The sequence below is a fragment of the Pseudarthrobacter albicanus genome (assembly GCF_018224015.1).
Taxonomy (GTDB): domain Bacteria; phylum Actinomycetota; class Actinomycetes; order Actinomycetales; family Micrococcaceae; genus Arthrobacter; species Arthrobacter albicanus.
This window is the reverse complement of record NZ_JAGPOT010000038.1, coordinates 1-14,513: the sequence shown is the minus strand read 5'-3', so window position 1 is coordinate 14,513 and position 14,513 is coordinate 1. Positions and strand designations below refer to the sequence as shown.

The 14,513-nt window shown below is 68.4% G+C and carries 13 protein-coding genes; 5 read left to right on the top strand and 8 right to left on the bottom strand.

Going from position 1 to position 14,513, the window contains the following annotated elements; genetic code table 11:
- Window positions 1-149 precede the first annotated feature (149 nt).
- Entirely contained in the window at window positions 150-1,418 is a 1,269-nt protein-coding gene (locus J9611_RS10215; protein ID WP_211879900.1) for an MFS transporter, read from the bottom strand.
- Window positions 1,419-1,780: 362 nt separating this feature from the next.
- On the opposite strand from J9611_RS10215, the gene J9611_RS10210 reads away from it, so the two are divergent.
- The 3 genes from J9611_RS10210 (at window position 1,781) to J9611_RS10200 (ending at window position 4,011) form a co-directional block, all read left to right on the top strand.
- Window positions 1,781-2,047: a hypothetical protein gene (locus J9611_RS10210; protein ID WP_211879859.1), complete on the top strand. Its 267-nt coding sequence runs from the start codon at window positions 1,781-1,783 to the stop codon at window positions 2,045-2,047.
- A gap of 94 nt (window positions 2,048-2,141) precedes the next feature.
- Window positions 2,142-3,065, top strand: a complete 924-nt coding sequence (gene trmB, locus J9611_RS10205) for a tRNA (guanosine(46)-N7)-methyltransferase TrmB (RefSeq protein ID WP_211879857.1) — start codon at window positions 2,142-2,144, stop codon at window positions 3,063-3,065.
- Window positions 3,066-3,258: 193 nt separating this feature from the next.
- The gene (locus J9611_RS10200; protein WP_211879856.1) at window positions 3,259-4,011 is read left to right on the top strand and encodes a DUF1206 domain-containing protein; all 753 of its coding nucleotides are present in this window, start codon (window positions 3,259-3,261) and stop codon (window positions 4,009-4,011) included.
- Between the two features lie 23 nt (window positions 4,012-4,034).
- Here the strand turns inward: J9611_RS10200 and J9611_RS10195 are convergent, their stop codons facing one another.
- From J9611_RS10195 to J9611_RS10185, 3 genes are all read right to left on the bottom strand, one after another.
- A complete protein-coding gene (locus J9611_RS10195; RefSeq protein ID WP_211879854.1) occupies window positions 4,035-5,801 on the bottom strand; it encodes a hypothetical protein in 1,767 nt (588 codons plus the stop codon).
- A 114-nt stretch (window positions 5,802-5,915) separates the two neighbouring features.
- Entirely contained in the window at window positions 5,916-6,602 is a 687-nt protein-coding gene (locus J9611_RS10190) for an anti-sigma factor family protein (protein WP_211879852.1), read from the bottom strand.
- Complete coding sequence (locus J9611_RS10185) at window positions 6,599-7,099, bottom strand: sigma-70 family RNA polymerase sigma factor (protein WP_211879850.1); 501 nt, start codon at window positions 7,097-7,099, stop codon at window positions 6,599-6,601. Before J9611_RS10185 ends, J9611_RS10190 begins: the two co-directional genes overlap by 4 nt.
- Window positions 7,100-7,265: 166 nt before the next feature.
- On the opposite strand from J9611_RS10185, the gene J9611_RS10180 reads away from it, so the two are divergent.
- A complete protein-coding gene (locus J9611_RS10180; RefSeq protein WP_211879847.1) occupies window positions 7,266-7,820 on the top strand; it encodes a COG4315 family predicted lipoprotein in 555 nt (184 codons plus the stop codon).
- 44 nt (window positions 7,821-7,864) lie between these two features.
- Here J9611_RS10180 and J9611_RS10175 read toward each other — a convergent pair whose 3' ends face one another.
- Window positions 7,865-8,710: a DMP19 family protein gene (locus tag J9611_RS10175; protein WP_211879899.1), complete on the bottom strand. Its 846-nt coding sequence runs from the start codon at window positions 8,708-8,710 to the stop codon at window positions 7,865-7,867.
- 230 nt (window positions 8,711-8,940) lie between these two features.
- On the opposite strand from J9611_RS10175, the gene J9611_RS10170 reads away from it, so the two are divergent.
- Complete coding sequence (locus J9611_RS10170) at window positions 8,941-12,441, top strand: DEAD/DEAH box helicase (protein ID WP_211879845.1); 3,501 nt, start codon at window positions 8,941-8,943, stop codon at window positions 12,439-12,441.
- Window positions 12,442-12,457: 16 nt separating this feature from the next.
- Here the strand turns inward: J9611_RS10170 and J9611_RS10165 are convergent, their stop codons facing one another.
- From J9611_RS10165 to J9611_RS10155, 3 genes are all read right to left on the bottom strand, one after another.
- Complete coding sequence (locus tag J9611_RS10165) at window positions 12,458-12,856, bottom strand: hypothetical protein (RefSeq protein WP_211879843.1); 399 nt, start codon at window positions 12,854-12,856, stop codon at window positions 12,458-12,460.
- A gap of 261 nt (window positions 12,857-13,117) precedes the next feature.
- On the bottom strand, window positions 13,118-13,540 hold the full coding sequence (locus tag J9611_RS10160; protein ID WP_211879841.1) for a heat shock protein transcriptional repressor HspR: 423 nt from the start codon (window positions 13,538-13,540) through the stop codon (window positions 13,118-13,120).
- A 14-nt stretch (window positions 13,541-13,554) separates the two neighbouring features.
- Window positions 13,555-14,513 (bottom strand): DnaJ C-terminal domain-containing protein (locus J9611_RS10155; RefSeq protein ID WP_211879834.1); only part of this gene is annotated, 959 nt, incomplete at its 5' end.

Sequence of the window (14,513 nt, the reverse complement as noted above, 5' to 3'; positions counted from 1 at the left end):
CCAGACCAATACACCCCGGACCCCGTGAAATCCCCGCCACGGCGGGGATTTCACGCGTCACGACCCACGTAACTTCGGAATAGATGCCGTTTTGAGCCGTCAGAACGACAACGAATGCCAGTCAGTTGGGCAGGCCACGCGGTCGGGCGTCAGCCGCCGATGAAGCGGTTCCGGCCGGCGCGGTAACCGAAAACCGCCGCCAGCGAACCGACGGCGAGGAACAGCACACCCGCGGCGGTAAAGGACCCCGTGGACTGGTGCAGCTGGCCGACCATCAGGGTCCCGGTGGAGCCCAGCCCGTAGCCCACGCCCTGCATCATGCCGGACAGGTGCGCGGCCGTGTGCCCGTCGCGGGTGCGCAGCATGATCATTGTCAGCGCCACCGCAGTCAGGCTCCCCTGGCCCAGGCCCAGCAGCCCGGTCCACAGCCAGATCAGCTGCAGCGGTCCGAAGATGCTCAGGGCGAAGCCGCCGCCGGTCATGAGCGCGACGACGGTATTGATGGCGCGCTGGTCACGGAACCTGGCGGCCAGGGCCGGCGCGAACAGCGACCCCAGCATCTGCAGCACGATCGAGGCCGAGACGATCAGCCCGGCCGTGCCGCCGTCCACTCCGCGTTCGCGCAGGATCGGCGCGAGCCACGCAAACACGCTGAACGACATCATCGCCTGCAGCACCATGAAGACCGTCACCTGCCAGGCGACGGCCGAGCGCCACACGTTGACGCCGTCGGCCGCCTGCTGGTGCCGGCCGTGGTGCTGCCGCAGGGCCAGCGGCAGGAACAGCAGCAGGACGACGCCGGCCGGCACCGCCCAGAGCCACAGCGCCGCCGTCCACTCCCCCGTCGTGGTGTAGACGGGGTAGGTGAAGCCTGCGCCGAGCGCGGCCGAGGCGCAGATGGCCGTGGTGTACAGGCCGCCCATCAGGCCCAGGTGGTGCGGAAAATCCCGCTTCACCAGTCCCGGCAGCAACACATTGCACAACGAGACCGCGGCGCCGCACGCAGCGGTTCCGGCCAGCAGTGCGGGAAGATGCCCGGCCCCGGCAGCGTCCAGCGGCCGCAGCAGCAGCCCGGCGGTCAGCACCGCCATGGCGCCGAGCAGCACGCGTTCCGCACCGAAGCGCCGTGCCAGCACCGGGGCCAGCGGGGCGAACACCCCAAGCAGCGTCACCGGCACCGTGGTGAGGACCACCACTGCCCAGCCCGGCAGCCCGGCGTCGGCCGTCACCTCGGGAAGCACGGCGGAGAAACTGGAGAACACGGTGCGCAGGTTCAGTCCGATCAGGACCAGGCAGACGCCCAGGTAGGCCAGCCCGCGGCGGCTGCCGATGCGGGTGGGCTCCGCCGCGGGAACGTCGTCGACCTCCGCGTCCACCAGGGCGGTGCGGAAGTCTTTGGCGCGGCGTTCCGCAGGAATGCGGTCGACGGCGGCTGCCCTGCCGGCGGTGGAGTCCGGTGTGTTCTTTGGTACGGTCACTGACCCATCCTGGCAGGCGCCCCGGGACGGCGGAGTCGCGCATGGGATTTATCCACATACGGCGCAGGCGCGTGGAGGCATGTCCCGATCCGCACGTACGCTGACCGAACAAGCACGACCACTCACACTGCCCACACTCACACTGCCCACACTTACACTGCCCAGTAAACACGGGAGGAACAATGAGTCTCCAGCAGTCCCGGCCAACGCCGCCGCCCGTTCCACCTCCTGTAAGGGGAATCGGCGCCGGCGTAGCAAGTCTCGTGTGCGGCGTCCTGGCGGCCTGCAGCTTGACCGTGACCGTGCGGGCCAGTCTCCTCGCCGCGGTGCTTACGCGGGCGGACGAGGGCCGCGGCCCGCGCGATTGGGTTGCGCCCGCGGTCTTTTGGAGTCTGCCGGCTCCCCTCGGCCTGGCCTGCCTGATCCTGGGCATCATTGCCGTCGTTCGATCAGGCAGTCGGACGAATGCCCGGGTCGCCGGCGTCCTGGGGTTGTCCGTCCTGGCGGTCCAAATCGTCGGCATTCTGGTTCTGGTGGCCAACGGCGGAGGGTTCCTGATGGTTTGGTGAACGCCACCGGCACCCCGGCGCTCTCTGGATCGCCCGCCCCGGCGGATTCCCACGCCGCGGCCCGACCCCGGCAAACTCCTCTATTCTGGAAGGGATGAGTGAATCCCCAGAATCCCCCCGGACGCAGCCGCCGTCGCGCCCGGTGACCCCCGGCAGCCAGGCCTCGTTCGGGACCTATGGCGGCCGGCCTGTCAGCTTCGTGCGCCGCGGAACCCGGCTGCAGGGCCGTCGCCAGGCGGCCTGGGAGGAGCACTCCGACCGCTGGGCCGTGCAGGTTCCCCGCCACATCTCCAACACCTCCGTGGACCCGGACTACGTGTTCGACGCCGGCGCCGAATTCGGCCGCACCGCGCCGCTGATCGTGGAAATCGGTTCCGGCCTCGGCGACGCCGTCTGCCACGCCGCGGAGCAGAACCCGGACACGGACTTCCTGGCCGTGGAGGTTTACACGCCCGGCCTGGCCAACACCCTGATCAAAATCAACAGCCGCAAGCTGAGCAACGTCCGGGTGGTCGAGGCGAACGCCCCGGAAGTTCTCGCCACGATGCTGCAGGCGGCCTCGGTCACGGAACTGTGGGTCTTCTTTCCGGACCCCTGGCACAAGTCCCGCCACCATAAGCGCCGGCTCATCCAGCCGGCCTTCGCCGGGCTCGCCGCGAGGGTCCTCAAGCCCGGCGGCATCTGGCGGATCGCCACGGACTGGTCCAACTACGCCGTCCATGTCCGCGAGGTCCTGGCCGGCTCGCCCGATTTCGAGAACCTGCACGGGGGTCAGCGCAGCGGCACCGAGAGCCCCCTGACCCGGGTCTGGGAGTCCGGCGTCGAGTCCCTCGTCGGCGGCGCGCCCGTGAAGGAAGGCCGTGCACCGGTCAGCACCGACCAGACAGGCCCCAATGAAGGCATCGATCAGACCGGCGGGTGGGCCCCGCGGTTCGAGGGGCGGATCCTGACAAGCTTCGAAAACAAGGCGCACGACGCCGGCCGCCTCATCTTCGACCTCAGCTACCGGCGCCGCTGAGCCTCGGCTGCCGACGCCGCCTCAGGCACCTGTTCGGAAACCCTCCCGCGTGGCACGATTATTGAAGAGACATGCGCCGGCGTAGGTTTCGTCCGGAAGGACAACCGAGTCACTCGAGGGACTGACCATCAAAAAGGAACTGAGGGACGCGGCGGATGCCGCCGAAGACGTCACCAACTCGAAGCCGCTCGAGATGGTGGCGCGGGCCGGGTTTGCCGTCAGCGGCGTCCTGCACCTCCTGATTGGGCTGGTCGCCATCCGGCTCGCCACGGGCGGCCAGGGCAAGGCCGACGTCAGCGGCGCCATGGCGGAACTGGCCAGCCAGCCCGCCGGACCGGTGCTGCTCTGGAGTTCCTTCGTGGCATGTGTCGCCCTGGCGCTCTGGCAGACCAGTGACGCGGTCTTCGACTTTCAACACCTTCCCGCCAAGAAGAAGCTCGGGAAGAAACTCACGGCCGCATTCCAGGCCATCGTGTACGCCGGACTCGCCGTAACGCTCGCGTCTTTTGCCAGGGGCACGGGGAAGGACCAGGGCCGCTCCACGAGCGACTTCACGGCAACGCTCATGAAGGCACCGGGAGGCGTCCTGCTCCTGCTCGCCATCGGCGCCGCCGTGGCCGCCACCGGAATCATCTACGCCATCCGGGGCTTCCGGAAATCGTTCATCAAGCACCTCCGGCTGCCGTCCTCGGACACGGCCCGGACGGCGGTGAAGGTGCTCGGCGTCGCCGGCTACGCCGCCAAGGGCATCGCCCTTCTGCTGGTGGGCCTGCTGATAATCATCGCCACCGTGACCGTGCACCCCGAGGAATCAACCGGGCTCGACGGCGGCCTGAAGGGCCTGCGCGAGCAGCCGTACGGCATCTACCTGCTGGCAGCCGTGGGCGCCGGCCTGATCTGCTACGGGGTCTTCATGGTGGTGCGCGCCAGGCTCGCCAAGATGTAGGTACCCTCTCCAGGAGTGCCGGTTCACGGCTTGTAATCGTCGTGGACGACAACCCGGGACAGCTCGATCGCCCCGTCCGGCAACCTCCAGAAGTGCAGCCGGCGGGCGGCTGCAACGTTCTTTTCAATCGCCACGCGGAAGCAGGTGGCTCCGTCGTCACGGCGGAGCGGCGGTGTGTCCCCCGCCGCGTTGGCCCGCAGCGGGTGGAGCTCCCGCGCCGGGCTGCGCTCGACCGACCCCGTCAGGATCTCCACCGCGGCCTTGAGGGCCTTCGCTGCCACACCGGGCTCTGTGAAGGCGTAGAGCGAGGCTGCGAATTCAGGCCCGGCCTTCCATCCCGACGGCAACGTCTGGCGGGCCTTCTCAGCGGCCGGTGTATTGCGCACCCAGGAGAGATAGACATCGTGGCGAAGGCGGGCGTCCCGCGTCGCGAACAGTTGTCCGGGATCAACCTGCGCCCGTTTGAGCGCCTGCTGGGTTTCGCGGTTGCGGGTGCGCAGGCCCTGGAGTTCCTCCCGCTGCGTGGCCAGCCGCGCCCTCGCCGCCTCCAGATCCGCATTTGCCGCGTCCGAGATCTTCCGTTCGGTTTCCAGCTGCAGCTTCAGCGCTTCGCGGTCCTTCTGGAGGCTGACCAGCCGGGCGCCGGCCTGGCTTCCGGCGGACACAAGCTCCTGGAGCGCAGCGACGTTCCGCCGTTCGGCGTCGAGCTGCAGCTGGACGGACAGCAGCGCGGCCGACGGCTTCGGCGCCGGGGCGGAGGCCTCCGCCTTGCTGCCGACCGCGTCCTTGGACGCGGTGCCCGCCATGTCTGCTCCGGTGGCAACGAATGTCCTGCCGGCCCTGGATTGTTCGGCCAGATGGCGCCCGGCCCGCAGCCAAGGGGTGCCACCTGCAAGAAGCGCGGGCGATTCCTTCACCTCGGCGTCGTCATCCACATCAAGGAGGGACAACACGACCGCCCCCTGCTCCCGCAGGAACCGTGCCACCACAACCTCGCCCTCCGTGACCAGGCTGTCGGCGGTGTCCAGCGGGTTGGAGGAAATGCAGTCCGCGCCGACCGACCAGCTGGATCCCGGGAACAGTGTCAGTTCGACGCCCCTGGCAGTGACCTCCTCGGCCAGGGCCAAAACGAGGTCCCCGGAACGGTAGAGCTCTGCAAGCCGGGGAGTGGCCTTAAGCTCATTGACGTCCAGCGTCTTGTCTTCATCGTTGAAGAGGCCCTCGATCGGCTGCCCCGGCGCAAGCATCCAGTCGAGGCGGACGGGCGGAACAACCCGTTCCCGCTGGATGGAACAGCAGGTGCCGTCGTCCAGTTCGACGATTGCCCTGGAGCCTGCGCTGGTGAAGGCCCTGATGGTGCCCCGGACGCGGCGTGGTGCCGTGGCGGCGGGTCTCGCTTTTGGGGGAACCACTGTGATCAGGCTGAGGACGTCCTCGATGATGTCCTCGGCCGCGCGCGCTGCGGCCGGGGGGTCCCCGGCCATGCGCAGCGGGCTCTGGTAGACGTCCCGCATCCAGCGGAGATCCGCCGAGTAGACCCGCGCGGCGTTGCCGAAGACGTGGGCGCCCGCCGGCAGGTGGTCTTGGAAGATATAGCTTTCCCCGCCGTTTTCCAGGCAGAAAATCTCCGCCAGTCCACCCACTTCCCGGGCGATGTGGTCCACGTCGATGCGGTTCCGCTCCAGCTGCGGATGCCAGGAGATCACCGCTGCCGGTTTGGTCCGCCCCTTGGCCATGATGCGGAGGGCCAGGTCCTTTCCTGACGTGACGACTTCATATCCCTGTTCCACGACGAATCCCCATTTCGCTGGTGCGGAGGTGTGAAGTCCGCGTGTCACGGAGAAGCCTGCAGGCTCTCCACCAACAGTAGGGCAGGAGGGTCTGACAATAACGGGCCGGCGCGGCTACCCGCGCGGCACGGTGATGACGGCCACGGTCTGCTGCTGCCCGTTCCGCATCTCCACGCTGCCGATACTGGCGAGCTGCAGCGGGGTGGCCCCCGTGATCGTGACCCGCCCGGACGGGGTCGCCGTCCAGGAGCACGCGCGGTCTTCTCCGCCGTCGCGGTCCTTCACCCACAGCGAGAACGTCCCCTCCACGGGCAGACTCCGGCCATCGACCGCCAGTTCGGTGCCCCAAGTCTTCTTGACGAGGCCCACCGTGACCTGCAGGCCCTCGCCGGACTGGACGGTGTAGCTGGCGTCCGGCTTGGGAGGTTGATTGAGCAGCGGGGCGGCCACGATCCCCAGGGCGAGGCACGCCGCAGCCGCCGCGGCCACCGCCGCGGACCACCGGCGTCGGACTGTCCGGCGGCGCGTGGCAACAGCGTCGAGGAGCCGCCGCGGCGCGGAACCGGACTCCGGTGCGGCCGGGGCCTGCCCGTGTCCGCCCGCAGCTGCAGCGGCGGTGAGGGCGACGGCGTCAGGCACCGGAAGCGCGTCGAGTAGCGCCGGGAGGCTGGCCAGTTCATCCAGTTCCTTCCGGCAGTCCGCGCAGGAGTCCAGGTGCTGCTCAAAGACTGCAGCCTCCGCGGACTCCAGACCGCCCAGCAGGTAGGCGCCGAGCAGCTGGTGGAGTTCCGTGGCATTCACCGCTGCACCCCCATTTCGTCGAGGATCGTCCGCAACGCGCGCACGGCGTAGAAGGCCCGGGATTTCACGGTGCCGCTGGGAATATTCAACTGCACCGAGGCCTCCTGAACCGTATAGCGGCGGTAGTGGAGGGCGACCAGGACGCCCCGGTGCTCGGCGCTGAGCCGCAGCAGCGCCTCCTCCATGAGGACCCTGTTGAGGAGTTCGTCGACGCGTTCAGCAGGGTCTACAGGATCAGCCAGATCGCGTTCCGTGGCTTCGAGGGGCCTGCGCTGGGCTTTTCGGTAGTTGTCGATCATGATGTTGCGGGCCGTCCTGAACAGGTAGCTGCGCAGGCTGCCGGTGATCTCCGGCGCCTGCTGCCAGACGCGCAGTACGGTCTCCTGCACCACGTCATCCGCCAAGTGCGGATCCCGGGAGGCACTGAGGACGAACCGCCTCAACGCCGTTCCGTGGTCGCGGTAAATCGCGGCCACCACGTCTTCATCCAGCGACATGCCATGCCTCCCCGGCCTCGTGTGGTTCTGCTCTCTTCTGCCCCATACGACGTACGGGCCGCCGGAAAAGTTCAATGCCCCCGCCGTGAACCATTCTTCACTCCGGTGCGTCTTATCGGTTAGCGCCGCCCTCCGAGTTGGGTTGGCACGAGTCAAGGAGCAGCACATGAAGAAGCACCTCAGTATCGGCCTGTCCGCTTTCGCCCTCGCCGCGTTACTGTCCGGCTGTGGGGGCGGCAGCGCCACAACTTCGACGACGGCGGCGGCGCCCGCCACAACCTCGGCGGCATCGTCCGCTCCCGCGGCGTCCTCCAGCAGCGCTGCGGCCAGTTCCGCCCCGGCGTCCATGTCAGCGGGGGCGGAACTCAAAGTCGCCCCCTCCAAGGCCGGGCAGATCGTGGTGGACGCCAAGGGCATGAGCGTCTACTACTTCGCGAAGGACACGAAGGACGCCGGGACCAGCGCCTGCACGGGCGCCTGCGTCAACAATTGGCCGCCGGTCACCACCACCTCTGCCGCCCCGGCTGTCGACGGCGTCACCGGCACCGTGGGAACCATCGCCACACCGGACGGCAAAAAGCAGCTGACCATCAACGGCATGCCCGTCTACTACTTCGCCAAGGACACGGCCGCCGGCGACATCCTGGGCCAGGGCGTGGGCGGCGTCTGGTCCCTTGTGGCTCCGTCCGGGGAGATGATCAAGGCACCGGCCGGTTCTTAGAGACGCCTGGCGCCTGCTGCCGGGGGCAGCAGGCGCGGCGCAAGTCAGAGCGCGCTGTCCGCCTCCTCGAACTCGACGGCGGCCACGATCTCCTTGGTGTCCGGATGGATCATGAATGCTTCGTCGTCGTCCTCCACCATCAGGAACTCGCCCTGGTCCGTGCTGAAGTGCCAGGCCAGGGTGGTCTCGCCGTTGTGGACGTAGTTGGGATCGCCCATGGTGATCTTCTGCAGCGTGTGGCCTGCCACGTCGCACAGCTCGCGGATGATCATCTCGAACTCCGGCGCGTCCAGCAGGGCGTCTTCGGCAGCCTCGGCCCGGCGTTCTTCCAGGTTGGGGATCCGGGCCACCCGCTCGACGATATGCCGGTCGAGTTCCGCTGCGTCCAGGACCAGGAGGTCCTCCTGGCCCCGGAGCCACGCCGCGTTCAGCGCGATGAGGTCCTCGGTCTCCAGCAACTCCTCGAACTCGACGTCGAGCTCCTCCAGCTGCCGGACGCCCTCGGAGACGCCCGCCCCGCCGTCGGGGTCCACGTCGGTGTCGCCCTCCAGGTAGCAGTCGGCGTCGTCCTCCGTGAGGGAGTCGAAGGCGGCCGCCGTGCGGTTGAAGAGATCCAGATGGGCGGCGGCACCCATGCTTTCAAGCCCTGCGCGGATGTAGGCATCGATCCCTTCGCGCTCGGGCGCAGTGAAGACGTACTGGGCGAAGCCGCCTTCAAGCGACTGCGTCAGGTAGAAGTCCACGTAGTAGCTGCGCAGCGCGTTTTCGGCGATTTCCTCGACGTCGAGCAGTTCCGCGTACATGGCGTTGACGACGTCGACATTGGCGTCGACCACGTCCGCGTCGCCGCCGTTGATGCCCTCCTGGCTCAGGACCAGGACGTTTGTCATGCCGGAAGGGCTGCTGGAAAGGCCGTTGCTCATGGGGATCCTCACTGCTGAATGCGGGTGGCGCTCCGAACTACTCCAAGCTACGGTCCCCGGCTGTCCCCCGGCTGAGCTGGAGTTGAACGGCAGGGGAACCTTGGGGCGGATCCGTGGCCGCCGGCTCCTGCGAAGTTTCAGGGGCCTCCGGGTCGCTAAGATGGATCAGATGACCAACTGCTGAAAGTAGCGCGCACATGCCATCCCATCCGGACGAGAGTGCGGCACTGGCAATACAGACTCCCGCCATTAACGACCGCTCCCTCGCGGCCGGGCTGGCCTACGCCATGGGGAGCCGCGTGTCCGGAATCTCCTTCGACGCCGCCACCGGGCTCATGCTGGGCAAGGTGCGCGGCGGCGCGGACGTGCCCTATTCGACGACGGCGAAACTGGTCCGGAAGGCGGGCGGCTGGAGCTGCACCGTGGGGGTCTGCAGCTGCCCGGTCCGGAAAGACTGCAAGCACGTGGCCGCCCTGCTGTTCGCAGCCGAAGACAACCCGGCAACCCGGGTCCAGCTGCTGGCCCCGGGCGGGGCCACCCGGCTGTCCCGCCAGGCTGCGGCGGCGGAGGTGCCGGACTGGGAGCAGGCCCTCAGCCCGCTGCTCGCCCGGCCCGGCATCACCGCATCCACCAACGGCACCCCGCTGGCGCTCCAGTTCGAGGTGGAGGAACCCGCCCCGCACTTCTCCTACACCGGCCGCCGGGATCCGCTGCGCAGCGTGCGCCAGCTCAAGGCGCGGCCCGTGATCATGGGCGCCAAGGGCAAATGGATCCGCGGGGACGTCTCCTGGAACACCCTGAGCTACCTGAGCTACCGGCGCGAATGCAATGAGGCCCACGTCGAGTGGATGCAGGAATTCCTGGCCTCCCACACGGCCCTCGCCAACCGCCAGCACTCCGGGACCGCCCCGTGGCTGGGGCTGAACACCTACGCCGGCAGGAACCTGTGGGGGCTGCTGGCCCAGGCGCAGAAAATCGGCCTGGCCCTGGTCCACGGCCGCGGCCAGGAGCCGGTGCGGCTCGCCGAAGAGCCTGCCGCCGTCGGTCTCAATCTGAGCCGTTTCGGCGCCCCGGTTCCCCCCGAACCGGAGGCGGCGGCCGCCGTCGTGCCCGCAGCCAGCGGACAACACGCCAGCGGACACGACGGCGGCGGGCTGGCGCTTGAACCGACCATCACCGTGGAGGGCGTCGTCGTTGACCCGGCCACCGTGGGTACCATCGGCCACCCGGCGCACGGGATCTTCCTGGCCTCGGGCGGTGACGCCCTCCCGGGCGTCGCAGCGGCGGACCCCGTGATCACGCTCGCGCCGCTGGAAAGCGGTCTCAGCGAGGAACTTCTAACGTTCGTGACCGCCGGAACCACCCTGCACATTCCGGCCCGGGATGAGAGCCGCTTCCTGACCGGTTTCTATCCCAAGCTCAAGCAGACCGCCCGGGTCACCGCGTCCGATGAGTCCGTGGAGCTGCCTGCGCTGGCCGTTCCCGCACTCTCCTTGCTCGCCAACTACGGCGCGGACCACCGGGTCCGGCTGCACTGGGAATGGCATTACACGTCCGGAAACCTTGTCACGGCCCAACCCCTGTGGCGTCATCCCGGCGATCACGGCTACCGGGACGACCCCGCCGAAGCCCGCATTCTGGAGGGTGTCGGCCAGCCTTGGGACGTGGTGCCCGCCCTGGGCGAATCAGCCACCGGCGGTTGGGGGACCCCGCGCCTTGCGGCTTCCTCCGACCTCAGCGGGCTGGACACCCTGACCTTTACGGAGGAGGTGCTCCCCCGGCTCCGGGAGCTCCCCGGCGTCTCGGTCGACACCGCCGGGGAGATCGCGGACTACCGCGAAGCTGAGGAGGCGCCCGTGGTGGCGATCTCCACGAAGGCGACGGACAGCCGCGACTGGTTCGACCTTGGCATCGTCATCACCCTGGAGGGCCAGCCGGTTTCCTTCGCGGCGCTGTTCTCGGCCCTCGCCGCCGGGCAGACCCGGATGCTGCTGCCCAGCGGCGCGTACTTCTCGCTCGACCTGCCCGAGCTGCACCAGCTGCGGGCGCTGATTGATGAGGCACGCATCCTTCAGGACAACCAGGGCAAGGATGCGCCGCTGCAGATCAGCCGGTTCCAGGCCGGACTCTGGGACGAGCTCGCGCAGCTCGGCATCGTGGACCAGCAGGCCGCCGCCTGGCGCGAGGCTGTCGGCGGCCTGCTGGATGGCGGGGTGCAGGGCCTGCCGCTGCCCGCGACGCTGAACGCGGAGCTGCGCCCCTACCAGCTGGAAGGGTTCAACTGGCTCAGCTTCCTCTACCGCCACGGGCTGGGCGGGGTGCTGGCCGATGACATGGGCCTGGGCAAGACCGTCCAGGCGCTGGCGCTGATCTGTGCCGCCAAGGTCGCCGCCAATGGCTCTGCTCCAGTATCCGGAGCAGAGCCCGACGCCGGCGCAGCCGATGCCGCCCCAGGGGCGGCCCCCTTCCTGGTGGTCGCCCCGACGAGCGTCGTGGGCAACTGGGAGGCGGAAACCGAACGGTTCGCCCCCGGCCTGACGGTGCGGGCGATCAGCGAGACCTTCGCCAAAAGCGGCTCCAGCCCGGCCGAGGCGATGGCCGGCGCGGACATCGTCATCACCTCGTACGCGCTGTTCCGGATCGACTACGACGCCTACGCCTCAAGGGAATGGGCCGGCCTGGTCCTGGACGAGGCCCAGTTCGTCAAGAACCACCAGTCCAAGGCCTACCAGTGCGCCCGCAAGCTGCCGGCCGTCTTCAAGCTCGCCGTCACCGGCACGCCGCTGGAGAACAACCTGATGGAGTTCTGGGCGCTCACGTCCATCGTGGCGCCGGGGCTCTTTTCCAGCCCCAAGCGGTTCGCGGAGTACTACCAGAAGCCGGTGGAGAAGAACGGTGACAAGGCGCAACTGGACAAGCTCCGCCGCCGGGTGCGGCCGCTCATGATGCGCCGCACCAAGGAACAGGTCATCCACGACCTGCCGCCCAAACAGGAGCAGATCCTTGAGGTGGTGCTCAATCCGCGGCACCAGAAGGTCTACCAGACCCATCTGCAGCGGGAACGCCAGAAGATCCTGGGCCTGATCGAGGACGTCAACAAGAACCGCTTCACGATCTTCCAGTCGCTGACCCTGCTGCGGCAGCTCAGCCTCGACGCGTCCCTGATAGACCCGTCCTTGTCCGGCGTCCGGTCCAGCAAGCTCGACGTGCTTTTTGAACAGCTGGCGGACCTCGTGGCGGAAGGCCACCGGGCGCTGATCTTCAGCCAGTTCACCGGTTTCCTGGGCAAGGTCCGGGAGCGGCTCGTCGAGGAGAACATCGAGTTCTGCTACCTCGACGGGAGCACCCGCAACCGTTCCGACGTCGTCAACGAGTTCAAGAACGGCGCGGCCCCGGTGTTCCTGATCAGCCTCAAGGCCGGCGGCTTCGGCCTGAACCTGACCGAGGCGGACTATGTGTTCCTGCTGGACCCGTGGTGGAATCCCGCGTCCGAGGCGCAGGCCGTGGACCGGACGCACCGGATCGGCCAGGCCCGGAACGTCATGGTCTACCGGCTCGTGGCCAAGGACACGATCGAGGAGAAAGTCATGGCGCTGAAGGCCAGGAAGTCCCGGCTCTTCGCGGACGTCATGGAAGGCGATGCCCTGACCGGCGGCGCGCTGACCGCGGACGACCTCGCCGGCCTGTTCAACGACTGACTGCTTTCCGGCGCAATCATGCGGCGGCGGGGGCGGCCAAGGAGCGTGAGGCCGTCTGGTTCCGGAGCCAGCGGGCCAGCTTCTTTCCTTGGCCCTTCCACCAGTTGTCTTCGTCCGTGTCGTTGCGCCACCTGAAGGTCACAGTCATGAGGATGAAAACCCCGGTGGCGACGTTCTGCCAGGCGCCGGAAGCCACGTCGATCAGCACGCTGGCCGCCATGATCACGATGGCCGGAAGTGCCAGGGTGCGGAAGACCGTGGTGGCCACGTAGCGGCGGTGCGAGCGGGGCACGGAAAGCAGCCGGATCATGTCGGAGCACATGCAGACCAGGACCAGGGCGTGCCCGAGGATCAGCAGGATCGAGCCCGGCAGGGACCCCGCGAACTGCACGGCCGATGCCAGCCCGGAGCTCATGACCGGGGTCCGGGAGCTGCGAAACGTTGCCCGGATGTCACCGGTTTCGAAGATTTTGACATGGTGCCCTCCCGACAATTCTGGCGGTTGCGCTGGCAGCAAGGTTGAACGGCCTGCCACGCCAATTCAACGGGGCGGGGCCTCGTGAAGTCACGTGAAGGAAGTACCCGACTTTCTCCCCGGGCTACCTGAAAAATTCCGCGACCACCCGGTCCGGAGCACCCGCCGCGCGGAAGCGGCAGGCAGGGAGCAAATAACGGGCTATTCGTTTCCGCGGGGCCGCCACACCACGAGGGCCTGGGACCGCGGGCGGGGACGCTTCCCGCGGGCCAGGCTGACGACGTCGCCGGCCGTTCCCGCGGCGAAAATGCGGGAGTCCAACGGCAGCCGGCGTTTGTCCAGCTCCTCGGTCAGCTCGCCCACCCGCCGCTGGAGCGCGGCCACCTGGTTTTCCAGCTGGAGGATCCGCTTGATGCCCTCGAGGGAGACACCCTCGTGGGAGAGCCGCTGGACCTCACGGAGCATGATCACGTCCCGCTGTGAGTACCGCCGGGACTTGCCGGGGGCGCGGCTGGGCGAAACGATGCCCAACCTGTCATACTGCCGCAGTGTCTGCGGGTGCATGTCCGCCAGTCCAGCGGCGACGGAGATGACGAAGATCGGCTGGTCGAAGTCGATGGCCATGACGGGACCCGTTCTTAGAGCGTGGCCTTGGCTGCCAGGCCGGTACGGACATCTTCGCCGGCAGTCGCTGCGGCGAAGGCCTTCACGGCTTCCTCCGCTTCCTTGCTCAGCTTCTTGGGTACGGCGACGTCGATCGTCACCAGCAGGTCCCCGGTCGCCTTGGCGTGTTTAACGCCGCGGGCCTTGACGCGGAGCGTTCGCCCGGACGGCGTGCCGGCGGGGACTCGGACCCTGACCTTGTCGCCGTCGATGGTCGGGACCTCGATATCGGCGCCCAGGGCTGCCTCGGGGAAGGTGACCGGAACATGGATGCGGAGGTTGTCGCCGTCGCGGGTGTAGAAATCATGCGGCTTCACGGACACCGTGACCATGAGGTCGCCGCTGCCCGCGGGGCCGGACTGGCCCTTGCCCCGGACCCGGACCTTCTGCCCGTCCTTAATGCCGGCCGGGATGCGCACGTCGATCACTTCGCCGTCCGGTTCGCGCAGTCCGATGGTGGTGCCGCGGATCGAGCCCGCGAAGGAGATGGTGGTCGATGCCGTACGGTCCGCACCCTTCTGCGGGGTCCGCTGGAACGACTGGCCGCCGCCGAAGCCGCCGCCGCCGAACAGGTCGGCGAACTCAGGCGGCATGCCGCCGGCGGTGCTGAAGCCGCCGGAATGGCGGCCGGCGTTGCCGGTGAAGAGCCCGCCAAAGAGGTCCTCGAAGCCTGCCCCGCCTGCGCCGCCGCCCGCGCTGCCCGGGGCAAAGCGCGCCCCGCCGCCCATGGCCCGGATGGCGTCGTACTGCTGGCGCTCCTCGGGGTCGGACAGCACCGAGTAAGCCTCGGAGATGTCCTTGAATTTCCTCTCCGCAGCCGCGTCCCCCGAGTTCGTATCCGGGTGGTGCTGCCGCGCGAGCTTCCGGTAGGCCTTCTTGATGTCGGCGTCGGAAGCGTCCTTGGCGACACCCAGGATCTTGTAGAAGTCCTTGT

Excerpts from the sequence above, each read along its gene's own strand:
- J9611_RS10180 (WP_211879847.1), top strand. The coding sequence starts at position 7,266 with ATGAAGAAGCACCTCAGTATCGGCCTGTCCGCTTTCGCCCTCGCCGCG.
- J9611_RS10200 (WP_211879856.1), top strand. The coding sequence starts at position 3,259 with ATGGTGGCGCGGGCCGGGTTTGCCGTCAGCGGCGTCCTGCACCTCCTG.
- J9611_RS10160 (WP_211879841.1), bottom strand. The coding sequence starts at position 13,540 with ATGGCCATCGACTTCGACCAGCCGATCTTCGTCATCTCCGTCGCCGCT.
- trmB (WP_211879857.1), top strand. The coding sequence starts at position 2,142 with ATGAGTGAATCCCCAGAATCCCCCCGGACGCAGCCGCCGTCGCGCCCG.
- J9611_RS10185 (WP_211879850.1), bottom strand. The coding sequence starts at position 7,099 with ATGTCGCTGGATGAAGACGTGGTGGCCGCGATTTACCGCGACCACGGA.
- J9611_RS10170 (WP_211879845.1), top strand. The coding sequence starts at position 8,941 with ATGCCATCCCATCCGGACGAGAGTGCGGCACTGGCAATACAGACTCCC.
- J9611_RS10175 (WP_211879899.1), bottom strand. The coding sequence starts at position 8,710 with ATGACAAACGTCCTGGTCCTGAGCCAGGAGGGCATCAACGGCGGCGAC.
- J9611_RS10165 (WP_211879843.1), bottom strand. The coding sequence starts at position 12,856 with ATGAGCTCCGGGCTGGCATCGGCCGTGCAGTTCGCGGGGTCCCTGCCG.